Origin of the sequence: Streptomyces sp. NPDC004647, from assembly GCF_040609575.1 — a bacterium.
Classification (GTDB): domain Bacteria; phylum Actinomycetota; class Actinomycetes; order Streptomycetales; family Streptomycetaceae; genus Streptomyces.
Window position 1 is genome coordinate 96,462 of the sequence record NZ_JBEXKU010000013.1, and the last position, 21,978, is coordinate 118,439.

At 71.3% G+C, this 21,978-nt stretch carries 21 protein-coding genes; 11 read left to right on the plus strand and 10 right to left on the minus strand.

What is annotated here, in order from left to right; translation table 11 throughout:
* Nucleotides 1-8 precede the first annotated feature (8 nt).
* From ABZW18_RS08425 to ABZW18_RS08435, 3 genes are all read right to left on the minus strand, one after another.
* Nucleotides 9-986, minus strand: coding sequence for an ABC transporter permease (locus ABZW18_RS08425; RefSeq protein WP_356183911.1), 978 nt, complete (start codon nucleotides 984-986; stop codon nucleotides 9-11).
* A gap of 110 nt (nucleotides 987-1,096) precedes the next feature.
* On the minus strand, nucleotides 1,097-2,896 hold the full coding sequence (locus tag ABZW18_RS08430; RefSeq protein ID WP_356183913.1) for an ABC transporter substrate-binding protein: 1,800 nt from the start codon (nucleotides 2,894-2,896) through the stop codon (nucleotides 1,097-1,099).
* 56 nt (nucleotides 2,897-2,952) lie between these two features.
* Nucleotides 2,953-4,005: an ABC transporter permease gene (locus tag ABZW18_RS08435; protein WP_356183915.1), complete on the minus strand. Its 1,053-nt coding sequence runs from the start codon at nucleotides 4,003-4,005 to the stop codon at nucleotides 2,953-2,955.
* Between the two features lie 452 nt (nucleotides 4,006-4,457).
* Between ABZW18_RS08435 and ABZW18_RS08440 the strand changes: the two genes are divergently transcribed.
* Nucleotides 4,458-5,411: a hypothetical protein gene (locus tag ABZW18_RS08440; RefSeq protein ID WP_356183918.1), complete on the plus strand. Its 954-nt coding sequence runs from the start codon at nucleotides 4,458-4,460 to the stop codon at nucleotides 5,409-5,411.
* 58 nt (nucleotides 5,412-5,469) lie between these two features.
* On the opposite strand, the gene ABZW18_RS08445 is transcribed toward ABZW18_RS08440, so the two are convergent.
* Nucleotides 5,470-7,590, minus strand: a complete 2,121-nt coding sequence (locus ABZW18_RS08445) for a prolyl oligopeptidase family serine peptidase (RefSeq protein WP_356183921.1) — start codon at nucleotides 7,588-7,590, stop codon at nucleotides 5,470-5,472.
* 640 nt (nucleotides 7,591-8,230) lie between these two features.
* On the opposite strand from ABZW18_RS08445, the gene ABZW18_RS08450 reads away from it, so the two are divergent.
* Genes ABZW18_RS08450 through ABZW18_RS08460 form a run of 3 tightly spaced genes read left to right on the plus strand, consistent with a single transcriptional unit; the run spans nucleotide 8,231 to nucleotide 9,703 of the window.
* Entirely contained in the window at nucleotides 8,231-8,425 is a 195-nt protein-coding gene (locus tag ABZW18_RS08450) for a hypothetical protein (RefSeq protein WP_356183924.1), read from the plus strand.
* A gap of 31 nt (nucleotides 8,426-8,456) precedes the next feature.
* The gene (mshB, locus tag ABZW18_RS08455; protein WP_356183927.1) at nucleotides 8,457-9,338 is read left to right on the plus strand and encodes an N-acetyl-1-D-myo-inositol-2-amino-2-deoxy-alpha-D-glucopyranoside deacetylase; all 882 of its coding nucleotides are present in this window, start codon (nucleotides 8,457-8,459) and stop codon (nucleotides 9,336-9,338) included.
* A complete protein-coding gene (locus ABZW18_RS08460) occupies nucleotides 9,335-9,703 on the plus strand; it encodes a DUF6113 family protein (RefSeq protein WP_356183929.1) in 369 nt (122 codons plus the stop codon). Before mshB ends, ABZW18_RS08460 begins: the two co-directional genes overlap by 4 nt.
* Before the next feature lie 210 nt (nucleotides 9,704-9,913).
* Here the strand turns inward: ABZW18_RS08460 and ABZW18_RS08465 are convergent, their stop codons facing one another.
* Entirely contained in the window at nucleotides 9,914-10,258 is a 345-nt protein-coding gene (locus ABZW18_RS08465; RefSeq protein ID WP_356183932.1) for a hypothetical protein, read from the minus strand.
* Between the two features lie 358 nt (nucleotides 10,259-10,616).
* Between ABZW18_RS08465 and ABZW18_RS08470 the strand changes: the two genes are divergently transcribed.
* Nucleotides 10,617-12,017 carry a hypothetical protein gene (locus ABZW18_RS08470; RefSeq protein WP_356183935.1) on the plus strand — a complete coding sequence of 467 codons (1,401 nt, stop codon included), beginning with the start codon at nucleotides 10,617-10,619 and terminating at the stop codon, nucleotides 12,015-12,017.
* A 68-nt stretch (nucleotides 12,018-12,085) separates the two neighbouring features.
* Here the strand turns inward: ABZW18_RS08470 and ABZW18_RS08475 are convergent, their stop codons facing one another.
* Both ABZW18_RS08475 and ABZW18_RS08480 read right to left on the minus strand, forming a co-directional pair.
* Nucleotides 12,086-12,925 (minus strand): transglutaminase-like domain-containing protein, encoded by an 840-nt coding sequence (locus tag ABZW18_RS08475; RefSeq protein ID WP_356183938.1) that lies wholly within the window; start codon nucleotides 12,923-12,925, stop codon nucleotides 12,086-12,088.
* A 17-nt stretch (nucleotides 12,926-12,942) separates the two neighbouring features.
* Entirely contained in the window at nucleotides 12,943-13,986 is a 1,044-nt protein-coding gene (locus ABZW18_RS08480; RefSeq protein WP_356183941.1) for a GNAT family N-acetyltransferase, read from the minus strand.
* Between the two features lie 138 nt (nucleotides 13,987-14,124).
* Between ABZW18_RS08480 and fdxA the strand changes: the two genes are divergently transcribed.
* Entirely contained in the window at nucleotides 14,125-14,445 is a 321-nt protein-coding gene (gene fdxA / locus ABZW18_RS08485; protein ID WP_018089397.1) for a ferredoxin, read from the plus strand.
* 169 nt (nucleotides 14,446-14,614) lie between these two features.
* On the plus strand, nucleotides 14,615-15,709 hold the full coding sequence (gene dapC / locus ABZW18_RS08490; RefSeq protein WP_356183944.1) for a succinyldiaminopimelate transaminase: 1,095 nt from the start codon (nucleotides 14,615-14,617) through the stop codon (nucleotides 15,707-15,709).
* Between the two features lie 136 nt (nucleotides 15,710-15,845).
* Here the strand turns inward: dapC and ABZW18_RS08495 are convergent, their stop codons facing one another.
* Together ABZW18_RS08495 and ABZW18_RS08500 are read right to left on the minus strand one after the other, a co-directional pair.
* A complete protein-coding gene (locus tag ABZW18_RS08495; RefSeq protein ID WP_356183947.1) occupies nucleotides 15,846-16,277 on the minus strand; it encodes an ATP-binding protein in 432 nt (143 codons plus the stop codon).
* Nucleotides 16,278-16,575: 298 nt separating this feature from the next.
* A complete protein-coding gene (locus ABZW18_RS08500) occupies nucleotides 16,576-17,529 on the minus strand; it encodes a hypothetical protein (protein ID WP_356183950.1) in 954 nt (317 codons plus the stop codon).
* A 55-nt stretch (nucleotides 17,530-17,584) separates the two neighbouring features.
* Between ABZW18_RS08500 and dapE the strand changes: the two genes are divergently transcribed.
* On the plus strand, nucleotides 17,585-18,655 hold the full coding sequence (dapE, locus tag ABZW18_RS08505) for a succinyl-diaminopimelate desuccinylase (protein ID WP_356183953.1): 1,071 nt from the start codon (nucleotides 17,585-17,587) through the stop codon (nucleotides 18,653-18,655).
* Between the two features lie 145 nt (nucleotides 18,656-18,800).
* Nucleotides 18,801-19,547, plus strand: coding sequence for a TIGR00730 family Rossman fold protein (locus ABZW18_RS08510; protein ID WP_356183978.1), 747 nt, complete (start codon nucleotides 18,801-18,803; stop codon nucleotides 19,545-19,547).
* A gap of 76 nt (nucleotides 19,548-19,623) precedes the next feature.
* Here ABZW18_RS08510 and folP read toward each other — a convergent pair whose 3' ends face one another.
* Nucleotides 19,624-20,436: a dihydropteroate synthase gene (gene folP, locus ABZW18_RS08515; protein ID WP_356183981.1), complete on the minus strand. Its 813-nt coding sequence runs from the start codon at nucleotides 20,434-20,436 to the stop codon at nucleotides 19,624-19,626.
* 429 nt (nucleotides 20,437-20,865) lie between these two features.
* Here folP and ABZW18_RS08520 point away from each other — a divergent pair, with 429 nt between their 5' ends.
* Nucleotides 20,866-21,348 (plus strand): cell division protein DivIVA, encoded by a 483-nt coding sequence (locus tag ABZW18_RS08520; RefSeq protein ID WP_356183956.1) that lies wholly within the window; start codon nucleotides 20,866-20,868, stop codon nucleotides 21,346-21,348.
* Nucleotides 21,345-21,950, plus strand: coding sequence for a DNA-3-methyladenine glycosylase I (locus ABZW18_RS08525; RefSeq protein WP_356183958.1), 606 nt, complete (start codon nucleotides 21,345-21,347; stop codon nucleotides 21,948-21,950). The genes ABZW18_RS08520 and ABZW18_RS08525 overlap by 4 nt, the downstream gene beginning before the upstream one ends.
* Nucleotides 21,951-21,978 lie beyond the last annotated feature (28 nt).

Consider the following 21,978-nt stretch of genomic DNA (forward strand, 5'->3'; position numbering starts at 1 on the left):
AAGATCTCCTAGGAGAGGCGCACGCGCGGGTCGATGAACGCGTAGGTGGCGTCCACGAAGATGTTGAACACGACGATCGCCGTGGCCGCGAACAGCATCACGCCCATCAACATGGGAAGGTCGGTGTTGAGCACCGACTGGACGGCGAGCCGGCCGAGGCCGGGCAGAGTGAAGGTGAACTCGGTGATCACCGCCCCGCCGAAGAGCGCGCCCATGTCGATGCCGAAGATCGTGACGATGGGGATGAGCGAGCCGCGCCAGGCGTAGCGGAAGAAGACCGTGCTCCGGGACATGCCCTTGGCCCGCGCGGCCCGTACGTGCTCCTCCTGGAGCTGCTCGATCATCGAGGACCGGGCCATACGGGTGTAGTTGGCGGTGAAGATCACGGACAGTACGCACCACGGGATGATCAGGCCGACGAACCAGCCGACCGGATCCGAGGTGAGGTTCACGTACTTGGGCTGGGAGAACCACTGCAGCTGGTAGACGAAGAGCGCCAGCACCAGCGGACCGAGGAAGTAGATCTGCAGGGAGCTGAGCACCAGCGAGGCGGAGCTGAAGACCTTGTCGACGATGGTGCCGCGCTTCCAGGCGGCGAGCATGCCCGCGCCCAGGCCGACGGTGAGGAACACCGCGGCGCCGCCGACGGCCAGTGACGCGGTGGTCGGGAACCGGTCGAGGATGGTCTCGAAGACCGGGGTGTTGTCGACGAACGAGTAGCCCAGGCACGGCGCGGGGCAGGGGCCGACCGCGAAGTCCCGGCCGGCGAAGATTCCGACCATGTAGTGCCAGTACTGCACCGGTATCGGCTCGTCGATGGCCAGGTTCTTGCGGATGATCTCCAGCGCGCCAGGCGTGCAGTTCTTGCCGCAGGCCAGCAGGGCCGGGTCACGCGGGATGCTGTAGAAGAGGAAGAAGGTCAGGGCGCTGATGATCAGAAGGATCACCACGGCGCCGAGTGACCGGCGAGCCAGGAATCGAAGCATTTGATGGGTGCTTTCGAGGGACGGCCAGGGGACGGCAGTGGCTGGGAGGGGCCGGGAAGGGTGCCCGTCCGCCGGTCCGGCGGACGGGCACCCACTACCCGAGGTGGCTGCTACTTCTTGACGTAGAGCTTCGTCGGGTCGATGCCGCTGAGGTCGTCGTTGTAGACGGCGCCGCCGATCTTGGAACCGCTGATCTGCATCTGCTTGTAGTAGTACGCCGGCACGACCGGGAGGACGTCCTCCAGGACGTACTTGCTGAGGGCGAACCACTCCTTGGCGGCCTTGGCCGGGTCCGAGATCTTGGAGATCCGGTCGATCTCGCTGTTGATCTTCGGGTCGTTGACGTGGGAGTAGTTGTTCGAGCCGTCAGCGATCTTGCGTCCGTCGAAGAGCGGCGGGATCACCGTGGCGGAACTCGGCCAGTCGTGGCCCCAGTTGTTGCGGTAGAGGTCGAAGCCGCTGTCGACCTTGCCGACCAGGTCGTAGTAGGTGTCGGCGGGCAGCTCCTTGCGCTGCACGTTGAAGCCGGCCTTCTTCAGCGCGTCCGCGACGGCGACGGAGACCTGCTGGTCCTCCTTGCTGTTCGCGTAGGCGTAGGTCAGCTTCATGCCGGTCTTGCCGGCCTCCTTGAGAAGCTTCTTCGCCTTCGCCGGGTCGCCGTTCGGGTTCTTGAGCTTGCCGTACGGGTCGTAGCCCTTCTCGTAGCCCGGGAGCAGCGGGCTGATCAGGCCGCCGGCGAGCTCGCCGCCCGCGCTGCCGCCGTACGGTGCGAGCACCGACTTGATCGGCAGGGCGTGGGTGATGGCCTCGCGGACCTTCTTGTCCTTGATCGTGTTCATGTTCATCGCGTACTGGGCGATGTAGCTCTGGTAGCCCGAGACGGAGCGCTTCTTGAGGGCCGGGTCGCCGAGCACCTTCTGGATGGAGCCCGCGTCCACCTGGTTGGTGAAGGTGGCGGCGTACTGGTTCTCTCCGGTGTCGGAGATGATCCGCTTGCTCGAGTCCTCGAACTGGTGGTTGAAGCTGATCTCGAACTTCTCGGGGTACTGGTGGCGCGAGGAGTCGGTCTTCGGGTCCCAGGCCGAGTTGCGGACCAGGGTCGCCGACTTGCCGGGCTTGAACGCCTGGACCTTGTACGGGCCGGTGCTCAGCGGCTTCTTGTCGTACTTCTCCTTGGTGTCCTTCTTGCCGTCGGGCACCGCGCCGTAGCCCGCCATGCCGACCGCGTACGGCAGGTCGTTCTGCGGCTTCTTGAAGTGGAAGATGATGGTCTTCTCGTCCGGGGTCTCGAGAACCGAGTCCGGCAGGTGCTTGCCGTCGTAGCCGCCCTTGGGCAGCAGCTTGCGGTAGTCGGCGCCCGCGGTGTCGGCGAGCCAGGACTGGACGAAGGTCGGGCCCTCGGTGATGAAGGACGCGAACTGCCGCTCGAAGGTGTGGCGGATGTCCTTCGAGGTGATCGGCGAGCCGTCCTCGAACTTGACGCCGTCCTTGAGCGTGTACTTCCAGGTCTTGCCGCCGTCCGAGACCTGGCCGCTGTCGGTGGCCAGGTCGCCGACGACGGTGTAGGCACCCTCGTTGTCCATCTTGACGGAGGTCAGGCGACGGTGGATCAGCGTCGCGAGCATGCCTTCGTCGGAGACGTATATCTGTCCCGGGTCGAGGTGGGAGAAGCTGTCGCGCTGGAGGATCCGGACCGTGCCGCCCGGCTTGGCGCCCTGCACGTCCTCGGCGGGGCCGGTGGAGGCCTTGGCGTCGGCGAACTCGATGAGGCCCTGTTCCTTGGCCTGCGGTCCCGCGTCGTCGCCCTTGCCGTCGCCGCCGCTGCCGCTGCTGCACGCGCTGAGGACGAGTGCCCCCGCGGCCAGCGCCACTACAGCGGCGCGCCCTCTGCGTACCTGAATACCATTCATGGCGTTCTCTGCACCTGCCTGTCGGTTGAGTCCGGTTGTGCTGTCCGAGCCGTGCATCAACGATTGGTCTTGGGGTCGAAAGCGTCCCGGACCGAATCCCCCAGGAGGTTGAACGCGACGATGAAGATCACCATCGAGACTCCCGGGAAGAACATGTAGGTGAAGTCGTTCTCGTAGACATCGGCGCCGATGGCGAACATCCGCCCCCAGTCGGGGGTGGGTTCGACGAGGCCCACGCCGAGGAAGGACAGACCGGCGATCGATGTCACCGTGTTGGGCAGCATGTACGTGCCCTGCACCAGGATCGGGGTGACCAGATTGGGCAGCAGCTCCTTGCGGATGATCCGCCAGGGCGAGGCGCCGCTGATCTTGGCCGCCTCGATGAACTCGCGTTCCCGCAGCGAGAGCACCGCACCGCGCAGGATCCGCGCCAAGGTCATCCAGCCCAGGAACCACAGCACCAGAACGATCGCCACACAGCGGATGTATGTGGGCGTCTCATCCGTCGGGTCGACGAAGAGGGCGACCACGATCGGCATGAAGGCGACGAAGAACAGCTGGTTGGGGAAGCCCATCAGCAGGTCGGTGATGCGGCCGACGACGAAGTCGGTGCGCCCGCCCAGGTATCCGGCCGCCACCCCCAGCACGATCCCGGTGAGCACCGAGACAAGGGTCACCGCGACCGAGAGGAGCAGCGAGGTGCGGATGCCGTAGACGAGCTGGGTGAGGACATCGCGGCCCAGGATCGGCTCGATCCCGAACCAGAAGTCGCCGTCGATACCGCCGTTGGGCTTGATCGGATAGCCGAAGCCGTTGAGCAGGTCCGGCTGCTCCTGGCCGTAGCGGGTGTACGGGTCCTTGCCGTACAGCCACGAGACGACCGGGGCGAGCAGACCGATGGCGAAGAAGAAGAGTACGATATAAGCCGATATTACGCCGGAACGGTCGCGTCTGAAGCGCCGCCACATCAGCTGGCCGGGGGAGCGGCCGGTGAGCTCGCCGGACTCCGCCTCGGTCGCCTTGGTGATCCCGTCGATGCCGCTGCCGCCGTCCGGGGACGACGAGGGGGTGCCGGCCCCGGCCGCGGCGGCCTGGGATGGACTCGTCATGCGAATGGCCCCCCGCAAAGAGTTGTGTGGAAATGTGCCACGACGCCGATGTGCGCCATGAGTTGAGCGGACTTTTGCAACTTATTTATGTCCCAGTCAAGAGGGTGCGGAGCTCAGATGTGAGGCTCGTTCACATCTTGAGCGAAGATTGCGCAGATTGAGGTCGTCACGTGCTTGACACGTCCCACCTCTGCCGGATATTCCGGCTAAATGCCCATCAAATTCGTTAACAGACAAGCAACTTGACTGACGCAACTCCGATATACGGACTCCCCATGCTGAACTGCGTACGGCCGTGCGGGTGCCGTAGGCCGGCCGGGTGCGCGACGCCCGGCCGGTCGCCCGCTTGTTGATCGCGGCGATGCGGGGTAGAACCGACAGTCATGGGGCAGGGGCGGACACTCGGGCGCGGAGCGCGCCTTTTCGGCGCAATGGCGTGCACCCTGCTCGCATTGATCAATCTGGTATGGATCATCACCGATCTCACCGTGGCCGCCGGGCCGGCCGATGTGTGGTGGCTCTGGGCCGGAATGCCGTCCCGGGCCGAGGGCGGACTCTGGAGCACCTCCCTGGCGGACCCGCTGCTGTTGTGCGTCCACGCCGCTGCGGGGGTCGCGGCGATGCGCTCCGCTTCCGCCGCGGGGGCCCTCGTCTCGGCCGCGGCGGTCACCCTCGCGCTGCGGTCCCCCGTCCTGTGGATGCTCCAGGCCGACTGGATGCGGATCGTCGACGAGGAACTGCGTACGCAGGCGACGCTCACCGCCGGTGCGGGGGTGGTGCTCGGTGCCGCCCTGCTCGTCGTCGTCGCGGTGGGACGGCGTCCAGTTGACGGCGCTGCCGGCGCTGACGGCGCTGCCCGGGTCCTGCCGGTACGGCCAGGGCCGACCGCGTCCGTCATCGTCTTCCTGCTCCTCGCCGCCGCCTCGGGAACCGGCGCCGCCTGGCAGGTCCACTGGGCGCGGGAGTGGGGTCGGCGGACGTACGGAAGTCTGCTCACCGGCGACGGGCCGCAGAACGTCTACGGGCTGCTCCAGCCGCCGTACGGCTGGCTCAGTTGGACGATCATCGGGCTCGGCCTGGTGGGCGCGGTCGCCGCGCTGTGCCGCGCGACGTTCTCCCGGCCGCTCGGTATGACGGCGGCGGCGATGCTGCTGGCCTGGGGACTGGCGGCGGTCTCCGTGCACCAGCGGACGGACGCGTTCCGGGACTTCGGCGATCTGCCGGTGCGCGAGCAACTGAGCGCGGCCACCGCGCTGTTCGAGACGTTGGCCGGGATCGCGGTGCTCTGGGTGCTGGCCCGGTGCGGGGAGAGACCCGGCGCGGAGCCGTACGAGGGCGCGTACAGCCACGACGGAATCGGGGTCCACTCCCCGCCGCCTCCCTCGCCCCCGCCCCCGGGCTGGTGACCGGCCCCGGGGGCGGGCGTGGGAGGCAGCGGGGTCGCTGTGAGGCGGGGCGCGTGGGTCAGCCGACGCCCAGCGAGCGCTTGAGGAAGGACACCTGGAGGAGCAGCAGGTTCTCGGCCACCTGCTCCTGCGGCGTCATATGGGTCACCCCGGACAGCGGCAGCACCTCGTGCGGGCGGCCCGCGGCGAGCAGCGCGGAGGAGAGCCGCAGGGTGTGCGCGGCGACGACGTTGTCGTCCGCGAGGCCGTGGATGACCATCAGCGGCCGGGCCTGGTCCGCCAGTTCCGGCAGGCCCTCGTCCGTGACGAGCGAGTTGGCCGCGTAGACCTCCGGCTGCTGCTCGGGGTGGCCGAGGTACCGCTCGGTGTAGTGGGTGTCGTAGAGCCGCCAGTCGGTGACCGGGGCGCCCGCCACGCCCGCGTGGAACACATCCGGGCGGCGCAGCACCGCGAGGGCGGCGAGGTAGCCGCCGTACGACCAGCCTCGGATGCCGACCCGTGTCAGGTCGAGCGGGTGGATTTCGGCCATCGCCCGGAGCGCCTCGACCTGGTCGTCGAGGGTGGCGCCCGCGAGGTCGTGTGCGATGCCCTTCTCCCAGGCGGGCGAATGGCCGGGGCTGCCGCGGCCGTCGGCGACAACCACCGCGAAGCCCTGGTCGGCGAACCACTGGGAGGTGAGGTGGGCGTTGTGGGCGGCCACGACGCGCTGGCCGTGCGGCCCGCCGTAGGGGTCCATCAGGACCGGAAGCGGTCCGTCCGCCTCCCGGTAGTGCGTCGGTAGCAGAACGGCGCACGGAATTCGGCGTGCGCCCCCCACGGTGAGTTGTGCGCGGGCCGCGAGCGCCGGTTGCTCCGCGTACGAGGCGATCGTCCCGACCGGCTTGCCGTGGTCGTTCACCCGGACCGTCGCGCCGCTGCGCTCCAGTGACGTGGAGGCGAGCACGCAGACGGCGCCGGAGCGGACCGCGGAGTGCACGCCCCGCCCCTCGGAGACCCGCTCGACGCCGAGGTCGTTCACCCGGTGGACGTGGATCTCGCCGGTTTCCGGGGCCGCGGCCTCCGGCCCGGCGGAGACGGAGACCAGGATGTCGTCGTCCGAGATGTCCAGTACGGCCCGTACGTGCAACTGCGGCCCGGTCAGCGGCCGGTCCCCGACCATCAGCACGCGCGCCCCGCCCTCGTCGGCGATCCGTACGAGCCGTCCGTCCGGCGCCCAGGCGGGTACGCCGGGGAACAGGTCCAGCCAGACCGGGTCCTCGTCCGCGTGCAGCATCCGTGTCCCGCCGGTAGCGGTGTCGACGGCCAGGCAGAGCTGGCTGCGCTGGTCGCGGGCCTGTACGAGGAGCAGCGGGGGACCCGCGGCGGACCAGTGCACGCGCGCGAGGTACGGGTAGCGCTTTCGGTCCCACTCGACATCGGTGCGGGAGCCGTCGAGGCCGAGGAGGACGAGCCGGACGTCGGCGTTGGGCGTTCCGGCGGCGGGGTAGGCCACCTCCTGCGGCGGCCGGCCGGGGTTGGCGGGGTCGGCGATCCACCAGCGCTGCACGGGTGATTCGTCGACGCGGGAGACGAGCAGCCGGCTGCTGTCGGGCGACCACCAGAAGCCGCGGGAGCGGTCCATCTCCTCGGCGGCGATGAACTCGGCCAGACCGTAGCCGATGTCCTCGCCGTCCGGCTCCGCCAGTGCCCGGTCGTTGCCGCCGTCGGCGTCGACGAGGCGCAGCGCACCGCCGGAGACATAGGCGACGCGCCGTCCGTCCGGGGAGGGGCGGGGGTCCACGACGGGCCCCGGAACGGCCAGTTCACGCGCCGTACCGGCCCGGAGCTCGGCCGCGAAGAGGCGCCCGGAGAGCGCGAACGCCGCCAACTCGACGGCGTCGTCCACCGCGTAGCCGACCACTCCCGCGGATCCTTCCCGGCTCCGCTCCCGCCGCGCCCGTTCCTCGGCGGACAGCTCCTCGGACGCGCCGGCCAGCAGCCCGGCGGGGTCGGCGGCGATGCGCTCCTGCCCCGAGCCGAGGTCGTGGACCCAGAGCAGATTCTCCCGGTCGGTGCCGCTCCGGGAGCGCAGGAACACCACGCGGGCGCCGTCCGGCGACACGGTGAAGGCGCGGGGCGCACCGAGGGTGAAGCGCTGGGTGCGGGCGTGCTGGCGCGGAAATGAAAGCTGTCCGGTCATGCGGTGACCCTAATCCGGGAGGGGCGGCGCTGTACGGCGGCTGCGGGCCTGCGGGCCGCCGGTCCGGGGTGCGCGGGCCTGCCGGTCTGGAGGTGCGCGGGCCGCCGGTCTGCGAGTGCGCTTCCCGCGGCCGGGAGTTCCTGAGCGCGTGGGCCCGCCGGGGAGCCGCCCCTTGTCCCACCCGCAGGGTGGTCGCGGCCGGTCCGGGGGCGCTGGTCCGTCATTGCATACCCGGTATGCGGCCAGGGGGAGTTCCCGCCGGCGCCACCCGTGCGGGTGGTTGAACGCGTACGGGTTTCCCGCGGCCGGTCGCCCGCCGTCGGCGGCTGCGCACGCGACGAGGGGACCGTCCGCGGCCGCCCCGGTCGCCGGGCGCGGGAACCGGCCTGGTGGCAGGACCGGTTGAACGGGCGGGAAGTGCCGGGGCGGGGCCGGTGCACCCCGTATTCACCGTGGCAGCGGCCTCCGCGGGGCGGCCCCGTCGACGAGGCGACCCGTGCGCCCCTCGTCTGCTCCCGTGCACCGATCCATGCGAGCGAACGGAAAGTTATGATCAGTCGCGCGCAGTGGGTACGAAGCCTCTGGCGTCTGTATGTTGTCCGACCGTTGGCCCGACCGCGCATATTGGAGGTGAACCGTCGTGGCACTCTCGATTTCGGCGGTGGTGCTGCTGGCGATCATCGTCTTCCTGCTGGTCCGGAAATCCGGGCTGAAGACCGGACACGCGGTGGTCTGCATGCTGTTGGGGTTCTATCTGGCGAGTTCGTCCATCGCGCCGACCATCAGCGACCTGACGACGAACGTCGCGGGGATGATCGGGGACATCAAGTTCTGAGTTCAGCCGCACCGCCTCGTACGCTGTAGCCATGACCGACCTGCCCTCCCGCCGTCTGCTGCTGGTGCACGCGCACCCGGACGACGAGACGATCAACAACGGCGCGACCATGGCCAAGTACGCGGCCGAAGGCGCCCACGTCACTCTGGTGACGTGCACCCTCGGCGAGGAGGGTGAGGTGATCCCGTCGGGGCTGGCTCATCTGGCCGCGGACCGCGAGGACACCCTCGGCGCGTACCGGATGGGCGAACTCGCCGCCGCCATGGCGGAGCTCGGCGTCACCGACCACCGTTTCCTCGGCGGCCACGGGCGCTACCGCGACTCCGGAATGATGGGCCTCGGACAGAACGACCGCCCGGACTCCTTCTGGCGGGCGGACGTCGACGCGGCCGCGGCCGAGCTCGTCGAGGTCGTACGGCAGATCAGACCGCAGGTCCTGGTGACGTACGACAGGAACGGCGGTTACGGGCACCCCGACCACATCCAGGCGCACCGAGTCGCCATGCGCGCAGCCGGGCTCGCCGCCGAGCCCGCCTTCCGGCGGGACCTGGGCGAGCCGCACACCATCGACAAGATCTACTGGAACTGCCTGCCGCGCTCGGTGGTCGAGGCCGGATTCGCGAAGCTGCGCGAGGCGGGTCTGAGTTTCGACGGTGTCGCCGAGCCGGAGGATCTGCCGGGTGTGGTCGACGACGCGGAGGTGACGGCCCGGATCGACGGCCGGGAGTACGCGGCCGCCAAGACGGCGGCGATGCGCGCCCACGCCACCCAGATCGCCGTGGACGGCCCGTTCTTCGCGCTCTCGAACGACCTGGGCCAGCCGCTGCTCGTGGAGGAGTACTACCAGCTGGCCGCCGGGAAGCCGGGCGGCGAGCTGCCGGAGGCCGATCTCTTCGCCGGGGTGGCACGGTGACCGCCGTGCGACTCGTCGCCTATGCCGTATTCGCCGTATTCGGTCTGCTGGTCGGGGTGGCGGGCGCGCTCGTCCAAGCCGGCTGGCTCCCCGGCGGGTTGCTGCTCGCGCTGCTCGCCATCGGGGGGCTCTGCTACGGCGGCGTGAAGGTGACCGGCACCAGGATCGGGGGGGCCGCGGCGTCCGCGGGCTGGCTGATCGCCGTACTGCTGCTGACCGCCACCCGGCCGGAAGGTGATTTCCTCTTCGGCGCGGGCATCGGGTCCTACATCTTCCTGCTCGGCGGGATGCTGGTCGCTGTGATGTGTGCCACCCTGCCTCGACTGCCTTCACCGGGCGGGCAGCCCGCCCGACTTGGCAAGTGACGTGACAAAACGCACCGCACTGCGGGGCCGCCGCCGGGATCGGCGATGCGGTGGTCCTGGAGTACCCGTCGGCGCTGCCCAGTATGGTGGTGCGCGCCGCCGAGCCGCCCGAGCGAGGTCATGACGGGCGGCGGAGCTAACCGGGAGAACCGCCTTGAGCCGAGAATCTGACACATCGTCCTCCGGGCCCCAGGGGCGCGGTGGAGCCGCCTACCCCTCGGGGACGCCGCCGTACGGATCGCGCCAGTCTCCGTCGCAGGACGCCGCGGTCGACTCCCAGGCTGTGGACGCCGCCGAGGCGCCCAAGCCGGAGGAGCCCAGGACCGAGACCACGCTGACCACCCGGATCCGGATCAGCATCCCCGGCTCGAGGCCCATCCCGCCGGTCGTCATGCGCAAGCCGGTGGATGAGGCGGACAGCGAGGCCATCGCCCCCTCCTCGCCCGCCCCGGCTCCCGCTCCGGCGCCGCCGCCCAGGCAAGAGTCGCAGCCGAGGCCCGGCACCGGCGGCAGGGACGACGCGAAGACCACCAGTGACTGGTTCGCGCCGCGCAAGTCGACCCCGACACCTCCGCCCGCTGCTCCCGCCGGTCCTGCCGGACCCGCGGGGGAGCGGCAGAGCGCCGATCTGCCCTACTTCCCCGATGGCTCCGGCGCGCACGGCACCGGTCCGAATCCCGCGTTCGGTGCGGGTTTCGGTGCGGGTAAGGACTCCGGGTCCGGCTCGGGCTCCGGGCCGGCGTACGGTCCCGGCAGCCGCCCCGGCTCCGGGTCCACCCCTCCGTTCGGTACAGGCATCCGCTCCGGCTCCGGACCGGCCGGGCCCACCGGGCCTGTGGGGCCCGGCGGGCCGGCAGGACCTGTGGGACCCGTCGGGCCCTCGGGGCCGACGACCGGTCCGGCGTCCGGCGATATGCCGGTCACGCCCCCGTCCGGGTTCCAGCAGGGCCGAGGAGCCGCGGGCCCCGGTGACGGCACCGCGCGGCCGACCCCGCAGCACCCCGGCTCCCCCGACGACCGCCGTCCGCCGGCTCACGGCATCGGCGCCGTCGGCGCCGGCCGTCCCCTCGGTACCGGCGGTCCGATGGGCGCCGGAACCGGTCCGCTGGGCCCTGGAACCGGTCCGCTGGGCCCCGGCGCCCCCGGTCCGGCCGCCCCCGGTCCGGCCGGCACCGGTCCGTTCGGCCCCGGCGCGGGATCCGGCGACGGGCCGGAGCACGTATCCGGTGACACCCTGGTCAGCGGCATTCCTGTCGTCGGCGGCACCGGCCCCTCTCCCTTCCCCGCTGCCCAGCCCTCCGGTGCGGCCTCCGAGGCCCGCCCCCAGGCGTCGTCGTCGAGTCCGTCCTCCTCCGCCGGGAAGAAGAAGGGCCGCCCCAAGCTCGTACTCGCGGGAGCCGGGCTGTTCGGCCTGCTCGCCGTCGCGTACGGCGCGGGGCTGCTGCTCGATCACGCGGACGTACCGAAGGGCACCACCGTCCTCGGCGTGGACATCGGCGGCTCGACGAAGGTAGCGGCGGTCGACAAGCTCGACGACGCCCTCAGCGACCGGCGCAGCGCACCGCTGACCGTCACGGTCGACGGCAAGGAGGGCAAGCTCAAGCCGTCCGCCTCAGGCCTGACCATCGACACCGAGTCGACGGTCCGCGCCGCCGCCGGACGGGACTACAACCCCGTCTCGGTGATCGGCTCGCTCTTCGGCGGCTCCCGCGAGGCCGAGCCGGAGATCTCGGTCGACGAGGAGAAGCTGAGCGCCGCGCTGAAGATCCTCGCCGGCGACACCGGCGGCGACCAGGACGGCACGATCACCTTCAAGCCGGGCAAGGCCATCCCGACACCTGGCCGGACACACCAGGCGCTGGACGTCGGCCAGGCGGTCGCGGCGGTCGACAAGGCGTACCGCGAGCGGGCGGAGACCGGCACGAGCCCATCCGTCGACCTGCCCGTCAGCCTGCAGAAGCCGACGATCAGCCGGGCCGAGATCGACCGTGCGATGAAGGACTTCGCCCAGCCCGCGATGTCCGGACTGGTCACCGTCCAGACCGACGCGGCGCACAAGATCTCGTTCAGTCCGGAGAACTCGCTGCCGAAGTTCCTGGGCATGCAGGCGATCAACGGCAAGCTCGTGGACACCTACGACCTGAAGGCGCTCGAGAAGCTGTACGGCGGCACGTTCGAGGGCGTCAAGGTCCTGCGCGGCAACGGCCAGAAGACCCCGGTCACTCCGCAGGACGTGGCGGGTGTACTCCGCACGGCGCTGCGCGGGAAGACGCCCGACGACCGTATCGGCGTGATCAAGGTCAACGTCCGTTAAGCCGCTGCTTCATCCGGTCCCGGACGTGGTGCCGTCCGGGACCGCGCGGACCCGTGGGCCCGCTCGGCTCAGTTCAGCATGGCCCGCGCGGCGAGCGCCTGGCGCTGGACGGATTCCGCCGCCTCCGGGTCGACCGGGGCGATCACCTCCGCGTACTCCTCCAGCTCCGATGCCCCCACCGTGAAGTCGCCGCGCTGGACCAGTAGTCGGGCGCGCTCGTAGCGCAGCCGCGCGGGATGGCTCGGGAGCAGCAGCGACAGCTCCACCGCCCACAGCTGGACATCCGTACGCTCCGGGCGGGCGGCCGCCCACGCGCGGATGTTGTTGAGGATCCGCAGGATGATCTCCAGCGGTTCGGCCGGGGTGAGCATCGCGGAGGTGAGCGGCACTCCCGTCGAGCCCGCCACCAGCAGCTCGGCGTCCTCCCCGGTCATCACCCGCCCGCCGTCGAACGGATCCGTCAGCACCTGGGTGTCCGGAGCGGCCGGGTCGCCGAAGCCGACCACGAAGTGGCCGGGCAGCGCGACCCCGTACACCGGGGCGCCCGCCCGCCGTGCGACCTCGATCCACACCACCGACAACAGGATCGGCAGGCCGCGGCGCCGCCGCAGCACATGCGACAGCAGCGAGGACTCCAGCCGCCGGTAGTCGGCCGGGCCGCCATGGAAGCCGTACCGCTCGCCCAGCAGATCGGCGACCGCGTGTGCCCACCCCAGGGCCCCTTCCGCGGGCCGGTACGGCAGTAGGCCCGCCAGCCGGTCCAGTTCGATCTGAGCCTCGTCGATCCCCGCCTCGCCCGTCTCCGGATCCGCCTCCGCGGCCACCAGCAGGCACAGCAGCGCGAGGTCGGGCCGCTCGGCACGTGCCGCCTCGGCGAACCGCTTTCGCCTGCCGTCGCTGGTGTGCATATGTGCCTCGTACCCGCTCAGCGGGTGCCATCCTCGGGAGCCCGGAAGTGGTGGTACGCGTGGTGGGCGCTGAAGCCCATGCCGTCGTACAGCGCACCGGCGCCTTCGTTGTCCGTCTCGACCTGGAGATACGCGGCGGAGGCGCCCTCGTCCAGGGCCTTGCGGGCGAGCGCCGTCATCACCGCGGAGGCCAGGCCCTGCCGCCGTAGTGCCGGGTCGACCTCTATGGCCATGAACCCGGCCCAGCGCCCGTCGACCACGCACCGCCCGATCGCGGCCGGCGGCTCGCCGGCCTCCGTGCCCGGGACGGTCGCGAACCACACCGACGGGCCGCCGCCCAGCACGTCCCGCACCTCGGGGGCGGGTTCGGCGGACCGCTGGTAGCGGGCCAGCCACGCATCGTCGATCGTGCGGGAGAGCGCCACCGGGGAGGCAGCGCCGGGCAGTGTCCGCCGCGGATCGGGCACCTCGGGGTCGGCGATGGGCGCGAGCGCGGCGACGCGTATCAGCGCGGTGACCTCCAGGGTCCAGCCGCGCGCTTCCAGCTCTGCGGCCAGCTGCTCCTGGGATCCCTTCGCGCCGGTGCTGACCTGCATATACGCGGGCAGGTTCCGCTGGGCGTACCACTCGGTGACGCGCTCCAGAGCATCGTCCAGGGGGAGGCCGGGGTCACCGAGCGGCAGCACCGAGTTGGCCCGCCGGGTGAATCCGCCCGCCCAGCGCAGCTCCCACTCGCCGAGCCGCTCGCTCTCCACCGGCGGCCAGCCGCGGGCCGCGATACGGTCGAGCTCCTGCCAGCTCGCCGACGGGCCCCTGCGGCGGGCGGGCGCCGGAGGAACGACCTTGCCCGCGACCAGCGTGGATTCCACGATCCGGACGGCCTCACCGGTGCGTCGTTCGATGCAGAGCACCCCGCTGTCCCACGATGTGAGCATCCCGACCGTGTCGGTGAATTTCCCGGCACCCGCGGCGGCACCCGTCAGGGACCGTACCGATACCCTTTTGCCCACGTCAGCAGCGGTGATGGCGACTTCGAGTCGCCCACCAGTGGTGAATTCCACAGCTTGATCCGCCCCTCCTGTTCGTCTCGTGCCCCGGAACGGAGATACTAGGTGCGGGCATCGACGACGCCGCGCTCCCGCGCGCCCGCGGCGGAGCCGCCAATGGGTCCGCCGGCCCTACCGAGGAGGAACGACAGCGTGACCTACGTCATCGCGCAGCCTTGTGTCGACGTCAAGGACAAGGCGTGCATCGAGGAGTGCCCCGTCGACTGCATCTACGAGGGCTCACGGTCCTTGTACATCCACCCGGACGAGTGCGTCGACTGCGGGGCATGTGAACCGGTCTGCCCGGTCGAGGCGATCTTCTACGAGGATGACACTCCCGAGGAGTGGAAGGACTACTACAAGGCGAACGTCGAGTTCTTCGACGAGCTCGGTTCGCCTGGCGGTGCATCGAAGCTCGGCCTGATCGAGCGCGACCACCCCTTCATCGCAGCGCTGCCGCCGCAGAACCAGTAAGCCCGGCGGCTGCCACAGCGCCGCCTCGGTCCCGTACGGGGGTGGACTCCGTACGGGACCGAGGCGTAGGTGCGGGCGGGGCGGCGCTGCCACCTGCCGCGGTCGCGGCCCGGCCGCCGGCCGGGCCCAGCCCGCCCGGCACCGATCCGTGTACGAGAAAGAGAGCACCGTGCCCACAGTCTCCTCCCGTCTCCCCGTCTTTCCATGGGACCGGCTAGAGCCGTACAAGGCGACCGCCGCCGCCCACCGGGACGGCATCGTGGACCTCTCGGTGGGCACTCCGGTCGACCCCGTCCCCGAGCTGATCCGGCGCGCGCTGACCGCCGCGTCCGACAGCCCCGGCTACCCGACCGTATGGGGCACCGCGCAGCTGCGTGACGCGATCACCGGCTGGGCGGGGCGGCGGCTGGGAGCGTCCGGCCTGGAGCATGGGAATGTCCTTCCCGTCGTCGGCTCGAAGGAGCTGGTGGCGTCGCTGCCCACACAGTTGGGCCTGGGCCCCGGCGACCGTGTCGGCCACCCGCGGCTCGCCTACCCGACGTACGAGGTGGGGGCCCGGCTCGCCGGTGCGGAGCCGGTCGTCTTCGACTCCGTGACGGATCTGGACCCTGCCGGACTCGAGCTGCTGTGGCTCAACTCGCCCTCGAACCCCACCGGCCGGGTGCTGGCCAAGGACGAGCTGCGGTCGGCCGTCGCCTGGGCGCGCGAGCACGGCGTGCTGGTGTTCAGCGACGAGTGCTACCTGGAGCTGGGCTGGGACGCCGAGCCGGTGTCCGTACTGCACCCGGACGTCTGTGGCGGGAGTTACGAGGGCATCGTCGCGGTGCACTCGCTCTCCAAGCGCTCCAACCTGGCGGGCTACCGCGCCGCGTTCCTCGCCGGCGACGCTGCCGTCCTCGGGGAGCTGCTCCAGATCCGCAAGCACGGCGGAATGATGGTGCCGGCGCCGGTGCAGGCCGCCACGGCCGCGGCGCTCGGCGACGACGCGCATGTGGCCGAGCAGCGCGCCCGGTACGCGGCCAGGCGCACAGCGCTGCGCGGCGCCCTGGAGGGCTGCGGCTTCCGTATCGAGCACAGCGAGGCGAGTCTCTACCTCTGGGCGACGCGGGACGAGCCGTGCTGGGACACGGTCGGCGACCTGTCCAAGCGGGGCGTTCTGGTGGCGCCGGGCGAGTTCTACGGCCCGGCGGGCGAGCGGTTCGTACGGGTCGCGTTCACCGCGACCGACGAGCGGGTGGCCGAGGCGGTCCGGCGGCTGAGCTGACGGCAGCGGCAGTGCGTGCGCCGGCTGACGAGGGCGGGACGCACAGGGACGCCGATGCCGAGGGCGAGCAGCAGGTACGTACTTGAGATGCGCGAAGGGCCCGGGGAGCGATCTCCCCGGGCCCTTCGCGTGGGTGTCAGCCGCCGGTCGGCAGGCCCTGCACCGGCAGTCGGCCCGCGGACGGCAGCCCTTGCGTGCCGCCGGTCTTCTGCGCGGTGGTGGCCGTGTCGCCGAGCACGCCGCGCGTGGTGCCCGCGGCGTCACGCGCGGCCTTCTGGGCGGCCGGAGCGGTGGCCTTGCCGACCCCGCCCACGGTCTTCGCAGCCTTCGGCACGGAGCTCTTCACGGTCTTGCTGCCGCTGTCTCCCGCTTGCTGGCCGACGCGCTTCGAGGTGCCGTCGAGGGTCTTCCCGAGGTGCGCACCGTCGAGGGCGCCCACCTTGCCGAGGGTGGCCGTGCTCGGCAGATCCGCGGCGCTTGCCGTGCCGGCAGCGCCGACAAGGGGAGCGGCGCCCGCTGCGACCAGCAGCGCGGCTCGGGCGATCCGACGCGTGAGGGGGAGGGACATTGTGCTCCTTTGACCGAAAGACTTCAGCTTCTGGTGTATCTGGCATGTCCGCAGGGCGGACGCAGTGACTACCGCGTGAGGAGCTGGAAGGTTGCGGCGGACGCCGGTAAAAAATTGGCAATGCGTCGCATAATCCGGTGTGGATTAAAACGGGCAAACAAGGACCGAAGTGGCTGTCTGCCGGATCGTCACTTCTCTTTATTTCCAAGGGAGTTGGAGGAAGTCGCATTCCCTCCGCAGACGGCTGCGAGCGGCTCCGGGAAACGGAATGCGTGCCGCTTTAGGGGGAGTGGTCGCACTATTGAGCGGTGGTGATGAGTACCTCGTCGGAGCCCCGGATCTTTTCCGGGCCGGAGTCAGCGTCGGCCTTCTGCCAGCCTTTCTCGGAATCCTCGGCGCTCCACACCCGGCCCGCATAGGAGACCTGTGCGATACGCAGCCCGGAGGCCTTGGCCACCGCCCAGTGAGCCACTTCCCAGCCGCGCCGTCCCGCGCTGCCCGGAGTCGCCGCCGAAGCCACCGGGACCACGACGACCGAGCCGGAGCGGCTCTTGCCGGCGCCCGCGGCACCCTGATCCCCGCCGGCGGCCTCCGTACGCGGCAGCACGCCCGGGCCGAAGTCCCGGATGAGCCTGTCCCGTACCCGCGCCGGGCTGCCGGGCGTGCCGTCGTCCGACCCCGTCGTACAGCTGAACGCCCCTGCCGACCGGCCCGTGAGCGCGGAGGAGAGCAGCGCGGCGTCCGGCTCGTGCTTGGCGTACGCCTGCGGGAAGCCGCTGCGCTGCACCTTTTGTGCGGCCACGGTCAGCGGCAGCCGCGAATACCCCGGCACCCGTACGAGGTGGTCGTAGAACTTCCCGGCCGTGTAGACCGGGTCCCGGATCTGCCGCGCGGCACCCCAGCCCTGTGAGGGCCGCTGCTGGAAGAGGCCGATGGAGTCCCGGTCGCCGTAGCTGATGTTGCGCAGCCCCGACTCCTGCATGGCGGTGGCGAGCGCGATGGTGACCGCCCGTTCCGGCAGCCCGCGCGAGGAACCCACGGCCTCGATCGTGGCCGCGTTCACGGCCTGCTCCGGCTGCATCCGGTAAGCGGCCCCGTCCTTGCCCGCGGCCCTTACCGTGCAGCGGGGTGCGCCCTTTCCTCCGGTGGTGAAGTGCACGACGAGATACCCGGCCAGTGCCAACAGCACGGCGCAGGCTGCGCCAATGCGCAGGAGGCGGCCTCGACGAGGGGTGGGGGACGGCTGGGACACATGCCCACCGTACCGGCCCGGAACCGGCCGTGCCGGGACGGGCTATGGTCGCCGTATGGACCACCAGAAGCTCGATCTGTCCCTCGATGCCGCGGCCCTCACCGCCCAGCTCGTCGACTTCCCGTCCGAGAGCGGCGACGAGAAAGCCCTGGCCGACGCGGTCGAGGAGGCGCTGCGCGCGCTGCCGCACCTGACCGTCGACCGGGACGGTGACGCGGTCGTGGCCCGTACGCATCTGGGGCGCGCCGAGCGGGTCGTCCTCGCCGGGCACATCGACACCGTGCCGGTGGCCGACAACCTCCCGTCGAATCTCGACGGGGACGGTGTTCTGTGGGGCTGCGGCACCTCCGACATGAAGTCCGGGGTAGCCGTCCAGCTGCGCATCGCCGCCACCCTCCCGGAGCCGGACCGGGATCTCACCTTCGTCTTCTACGACCACGAGGAGGTCGCGGCCGAGCTGAACGGGCTGAAGCGGCTGGCCGAGAAGCACCCCGACTGGCTGGCAGGCGATTTCGCCGTGCTGCTCGAGCCCACCGACGCCAAGGTCGAGGGCGGCTGCCAGGGCACCCTGCGGGTACGCGTCGAGACCACCGGCCGGCGCGCCCACTCCGCGCGCAGCTGGCTCGGTGAGAACGCCATCCACAAGGCCGCGCCCGTCCTCGCCCGGCTCGCCTCGTACCAGCCGCGTCACGTGGACATCGACGGCCTCACCTACCGCGAGGGTCTCAACGCGGTGATGATCGAGGGCGGCCACGCCGGAAACGTGGTCCCCGACGCCTGCGCCGTGATCGTCAACTTCCGCTTCGCGCCGGACCGCGGCGAGGCCGAGGCCCTCGCGCACGTCCGTGAGGTCTTCGACGGCTTCGAGGTGGTGCTCACCGACTCCGCGCCGGGCGCGCTCCCCGGCCTCTCCCACCCCGCCGCGGCCGCCTTCGTCGAGGCGATCGGCACCGAGCCGGCGCCCAAGGACGCCTGGACCGATGTGGCCCGCTTCTCGGTGCTCGGCGTGCCCGCGGTCAACTACGGCCCCGGCGACCCGAAGCTCGCGCACACCCGCGAGGAGCATGTCGCGGTCGCCGCCGTCCTGGAGGCGGAGGAGAAGCTGACGGCCTGGCTGTCCCGCTGAGTTCCCCTGCCCTTTACCCCCGGGGGCCTACGCTGAACTGCAAAGACTCCTCCCTGCCCCACGGCGGGGAGGCCCCATGCGGAGGGAGCACACGGTGGACGACGCCGAAGGAGAGGGCACCCAGGGGACGCCGGACGGGAAGCGGATGGGGCCGGTCCTGCGCCGCCGCGGCCAGGTGGAGCCGAGCACGACCGACCAGCGTCTGCTGGACTCGCCGCAGGGTGCGACCGACTGGGTGCACACCGACCCGTGGCGGGTCATGCGCATCCAGTCCGAGTTCGTCGAGGGCTTCGGGACACTCGCCGAACTCGGGCCCGCGGTCAGCGTCTTCGGCTCGGCACGTACGCCCCCGGGCACGCCTGAGTACGAGACCGGGATGCGCATCGGGCGGGCCCTGGTGGACGCCGGCTTCGCGGTGATCACCGGCGGAGGGCCCGGCGCGATGGAGGCCGCCAACCGGGGCGCCTGCGAGGCGGGCGGGGTCTCTGTCGGCCTCGGGATCGAGCTGCCTTTCGAGCAGGGGCTCAACCGTTACGTCGACATCGGCGTCAACTTCCGCTATTTCTTCGTCCGCAAGACGATGTTCGTGAAGTACGCGCGCGGGTTCGTGGTGCTGCCGGGTGGCCTCGGGACGCTCGACGAACTGTTCGAGGCGCTGACCCTCGTCCAGACCCGGAAGGTGACCCGCTTCCCGATCGTGCTGTTCGGGACCGACTACTGGCAGGGCCTGATCGACTGGCTGCGCCACACGATCATCGCGCAGGGCAAGGCCGCGCCCAGGGACCTGGAGCTGTTCCACATCACCGACGATGTGGACGAGGCCATCGCCTTGGTGACCAAGGAGACCAGCACCCCCGCGAGCGGGCCCTGGCCGGTCACCGACCCCGACTGACCGGTCGCCGACCCCGACCGGCGTCCACCCGACTGGGCTTCCGGGAGCCGGACGGGCCCCATGGGCGAATCCCGCCCTAGGCGAGCCCCCGGCGGGCCACCGCGGGGGGCCGGTGACCCGCGATCGACGCCACCATGTCGAGCACCTGCCTGGTCTCGGCCACCTCGTGCACGCGGTAGACCTGCGCTCCGAGCCACGCCGAGACCGCGGTCGTCGCCAGCGTGCCGGTCAGCCGCTCCTTGACCGGCCGGTCCAGCGTCTCGCCGACGAAGTCCTTGTTCGACAGCGACACCAGCACCGGCCAGCCGGTGGCCGTCATCTCCCCCAGCCTGCGGGTCGCCTCCAGCGAGTGCCGGGTGTTCTTGCCGAAGTCGTGGCCCGGGTCGATCAGAATCGCGTCGCGCCGTACGCCCAGCTCGACGGCGCGCTCCGCCAGTCCGAGGGTGACGCGGAGGATGTCCGCCACCACGTCGTCGTACGTGATCCGGTGCGGGCGGGTACGCGGCTCGATGCCCCCCGCGTGCGTGCACACCAGGCCGACGCCGTGGCGGGCCGCGACCTCGGCGAGCTGCGGATCCACCCCGCCCCAGGCGTCGTTGAGCAGATCCGCGCCCGCCTCGCACACGGCTTCGGCGACCTCGTGCCGCCAGGTGTCGACGCTGATCACCACGTCCGGGTACCGCTTGCGGACCTCGGCCACGAACCCGACTGTCCGGCGGGCCTCCTCCTCGGAGGTCACCTCGTCGCCGGGACCGGCCTTGACCCCGCCGATGTCGATGATCGCGGCGCCCTCGGACACCGCCTGCTCGACGCGGGCGAGGGCGGGCTCGTCGCGGAACGTCGAACCCCCGTCGTAGAACGAGTCCGGGGTCCGGTTCACAATCGCCATGATCACCGGCTCGTGTTCACCGAACTCGCGCGTCCCCAGCCGCAGCACCACGCGTAAACCTCCCTCGGGCCGCCCGGCGGACGGCAGAGCCGCCTCCCGCGTCCGTGGGGGCAGCCGAGATCGAAAACGGCCCGGCCGACCGGCGCGGCGGGCCCGCGAGAGACCTTAACGCCTGCCCGGCGGGGGTGGCGGGTCGGTTGCCGGGGCGGCGTCCGGTCACCGCGAGCATTGCGGATCTGCCCGGCCATGTGCCCTCGGCGCCCGCTGCGCGGGAGCGGTCCGGGGGGTGTCGCGGCGCACGCGCCGTCCGGGGGCGACCCCCTTCCCGCGGGCCGGGCCGGAGACCGGGAGACGGGGGAGGGGCTCGGTGCGCGGCGGCGCGTGGCACGATCGTGGTCTACAGGTTCGGTACGGCCCCGGGAGATCACCGTGTTCTGGTTCCTGCTCGTCGCGCTGGTCGTGGTGGTCGCCGCGGTCACGCTCGTCGTGGTCGGCGGCGACGACGGCGTCGCGCTGCCGGAGGCGCAGCCGGACCGGCTCCACGACCCGCTGCCCGCGGACCGGCCGGTCGCCCGCGCCGACCTGGAGACGCTCCGGCTGCCGATGACCGTGCGCGGCTACCGCATGACGGACGTGGACGACGTACTCGGCCGGCTCGGCGCGGAGCTCGCGGAGCGCGACGCCCGGATCGCCGAGCTGGAGTCGGCGCTCGCCGGCGCCCAGGCCTCCGCGATGGGCGGAACATCGCTGCTCGAGGAGCACGGCGCGGACGCCCCCTACGACGAGCAGCGGTACGGGGAGCGGCCGTACGACGAGCAGCCGCACGAGGAGGGCCGGCCGTACGAGGAGGGCCCGCCGTACGACGAACCGTCGCGCGACGGGCGGCCGGGCGACTCGGGGTCCCGGTCGTGAGTTCGCCGACGGGGTCCGTGCCCGGCCCCGACGGCCGGCTGCGCTGTCCTTGGGGCCTCTCCGCCGAGGATTACGTCGCGTACCACGACACGGAGTGGGGACGCCCGCTGCACGGCGATGACGCCCTCTTCGAACGGTTGTGCCTCGAGGCCTTTCAGTCGGGCCTGTCCTGGCTGACGATCCTGCGCCGCCGCGAGGGCTTCCGCGCCGCCTTCAAGGGCTTCTCCATCCCCGCTGTCGCAGGTTTCACCGAGACCGACGTGACGCGGCTGCTCGCCGACACCGGGATCATCCGCAACCGCGCGAAGATCGAGGCGTCCATCTCCAACGCACAGGTGGCCGCCGAGCTGGCGGAGGGTGAGCTGGACGCTCTCATCTGGTCCTACGCGCCCGACGCGGCCACGCGCCGGGCACCCCGGACGATCGCCGACGTACCCGCGATCACGGACGAGTCGACCGCACTGTCGAAGGACCTCAAGAAGCGTGGATTCCGTTTCGTCGGCCCGACCACGGCGTACGCCCTGATGCAGGCCTGCGGTCTGGTCGACGACCACCTGGCCGACTGCGTCGCGCGGGGAGCCACCGCGGCACCGGAAGGCTAGAGCGCCGGGCACATCCAGCCGCCCGGCA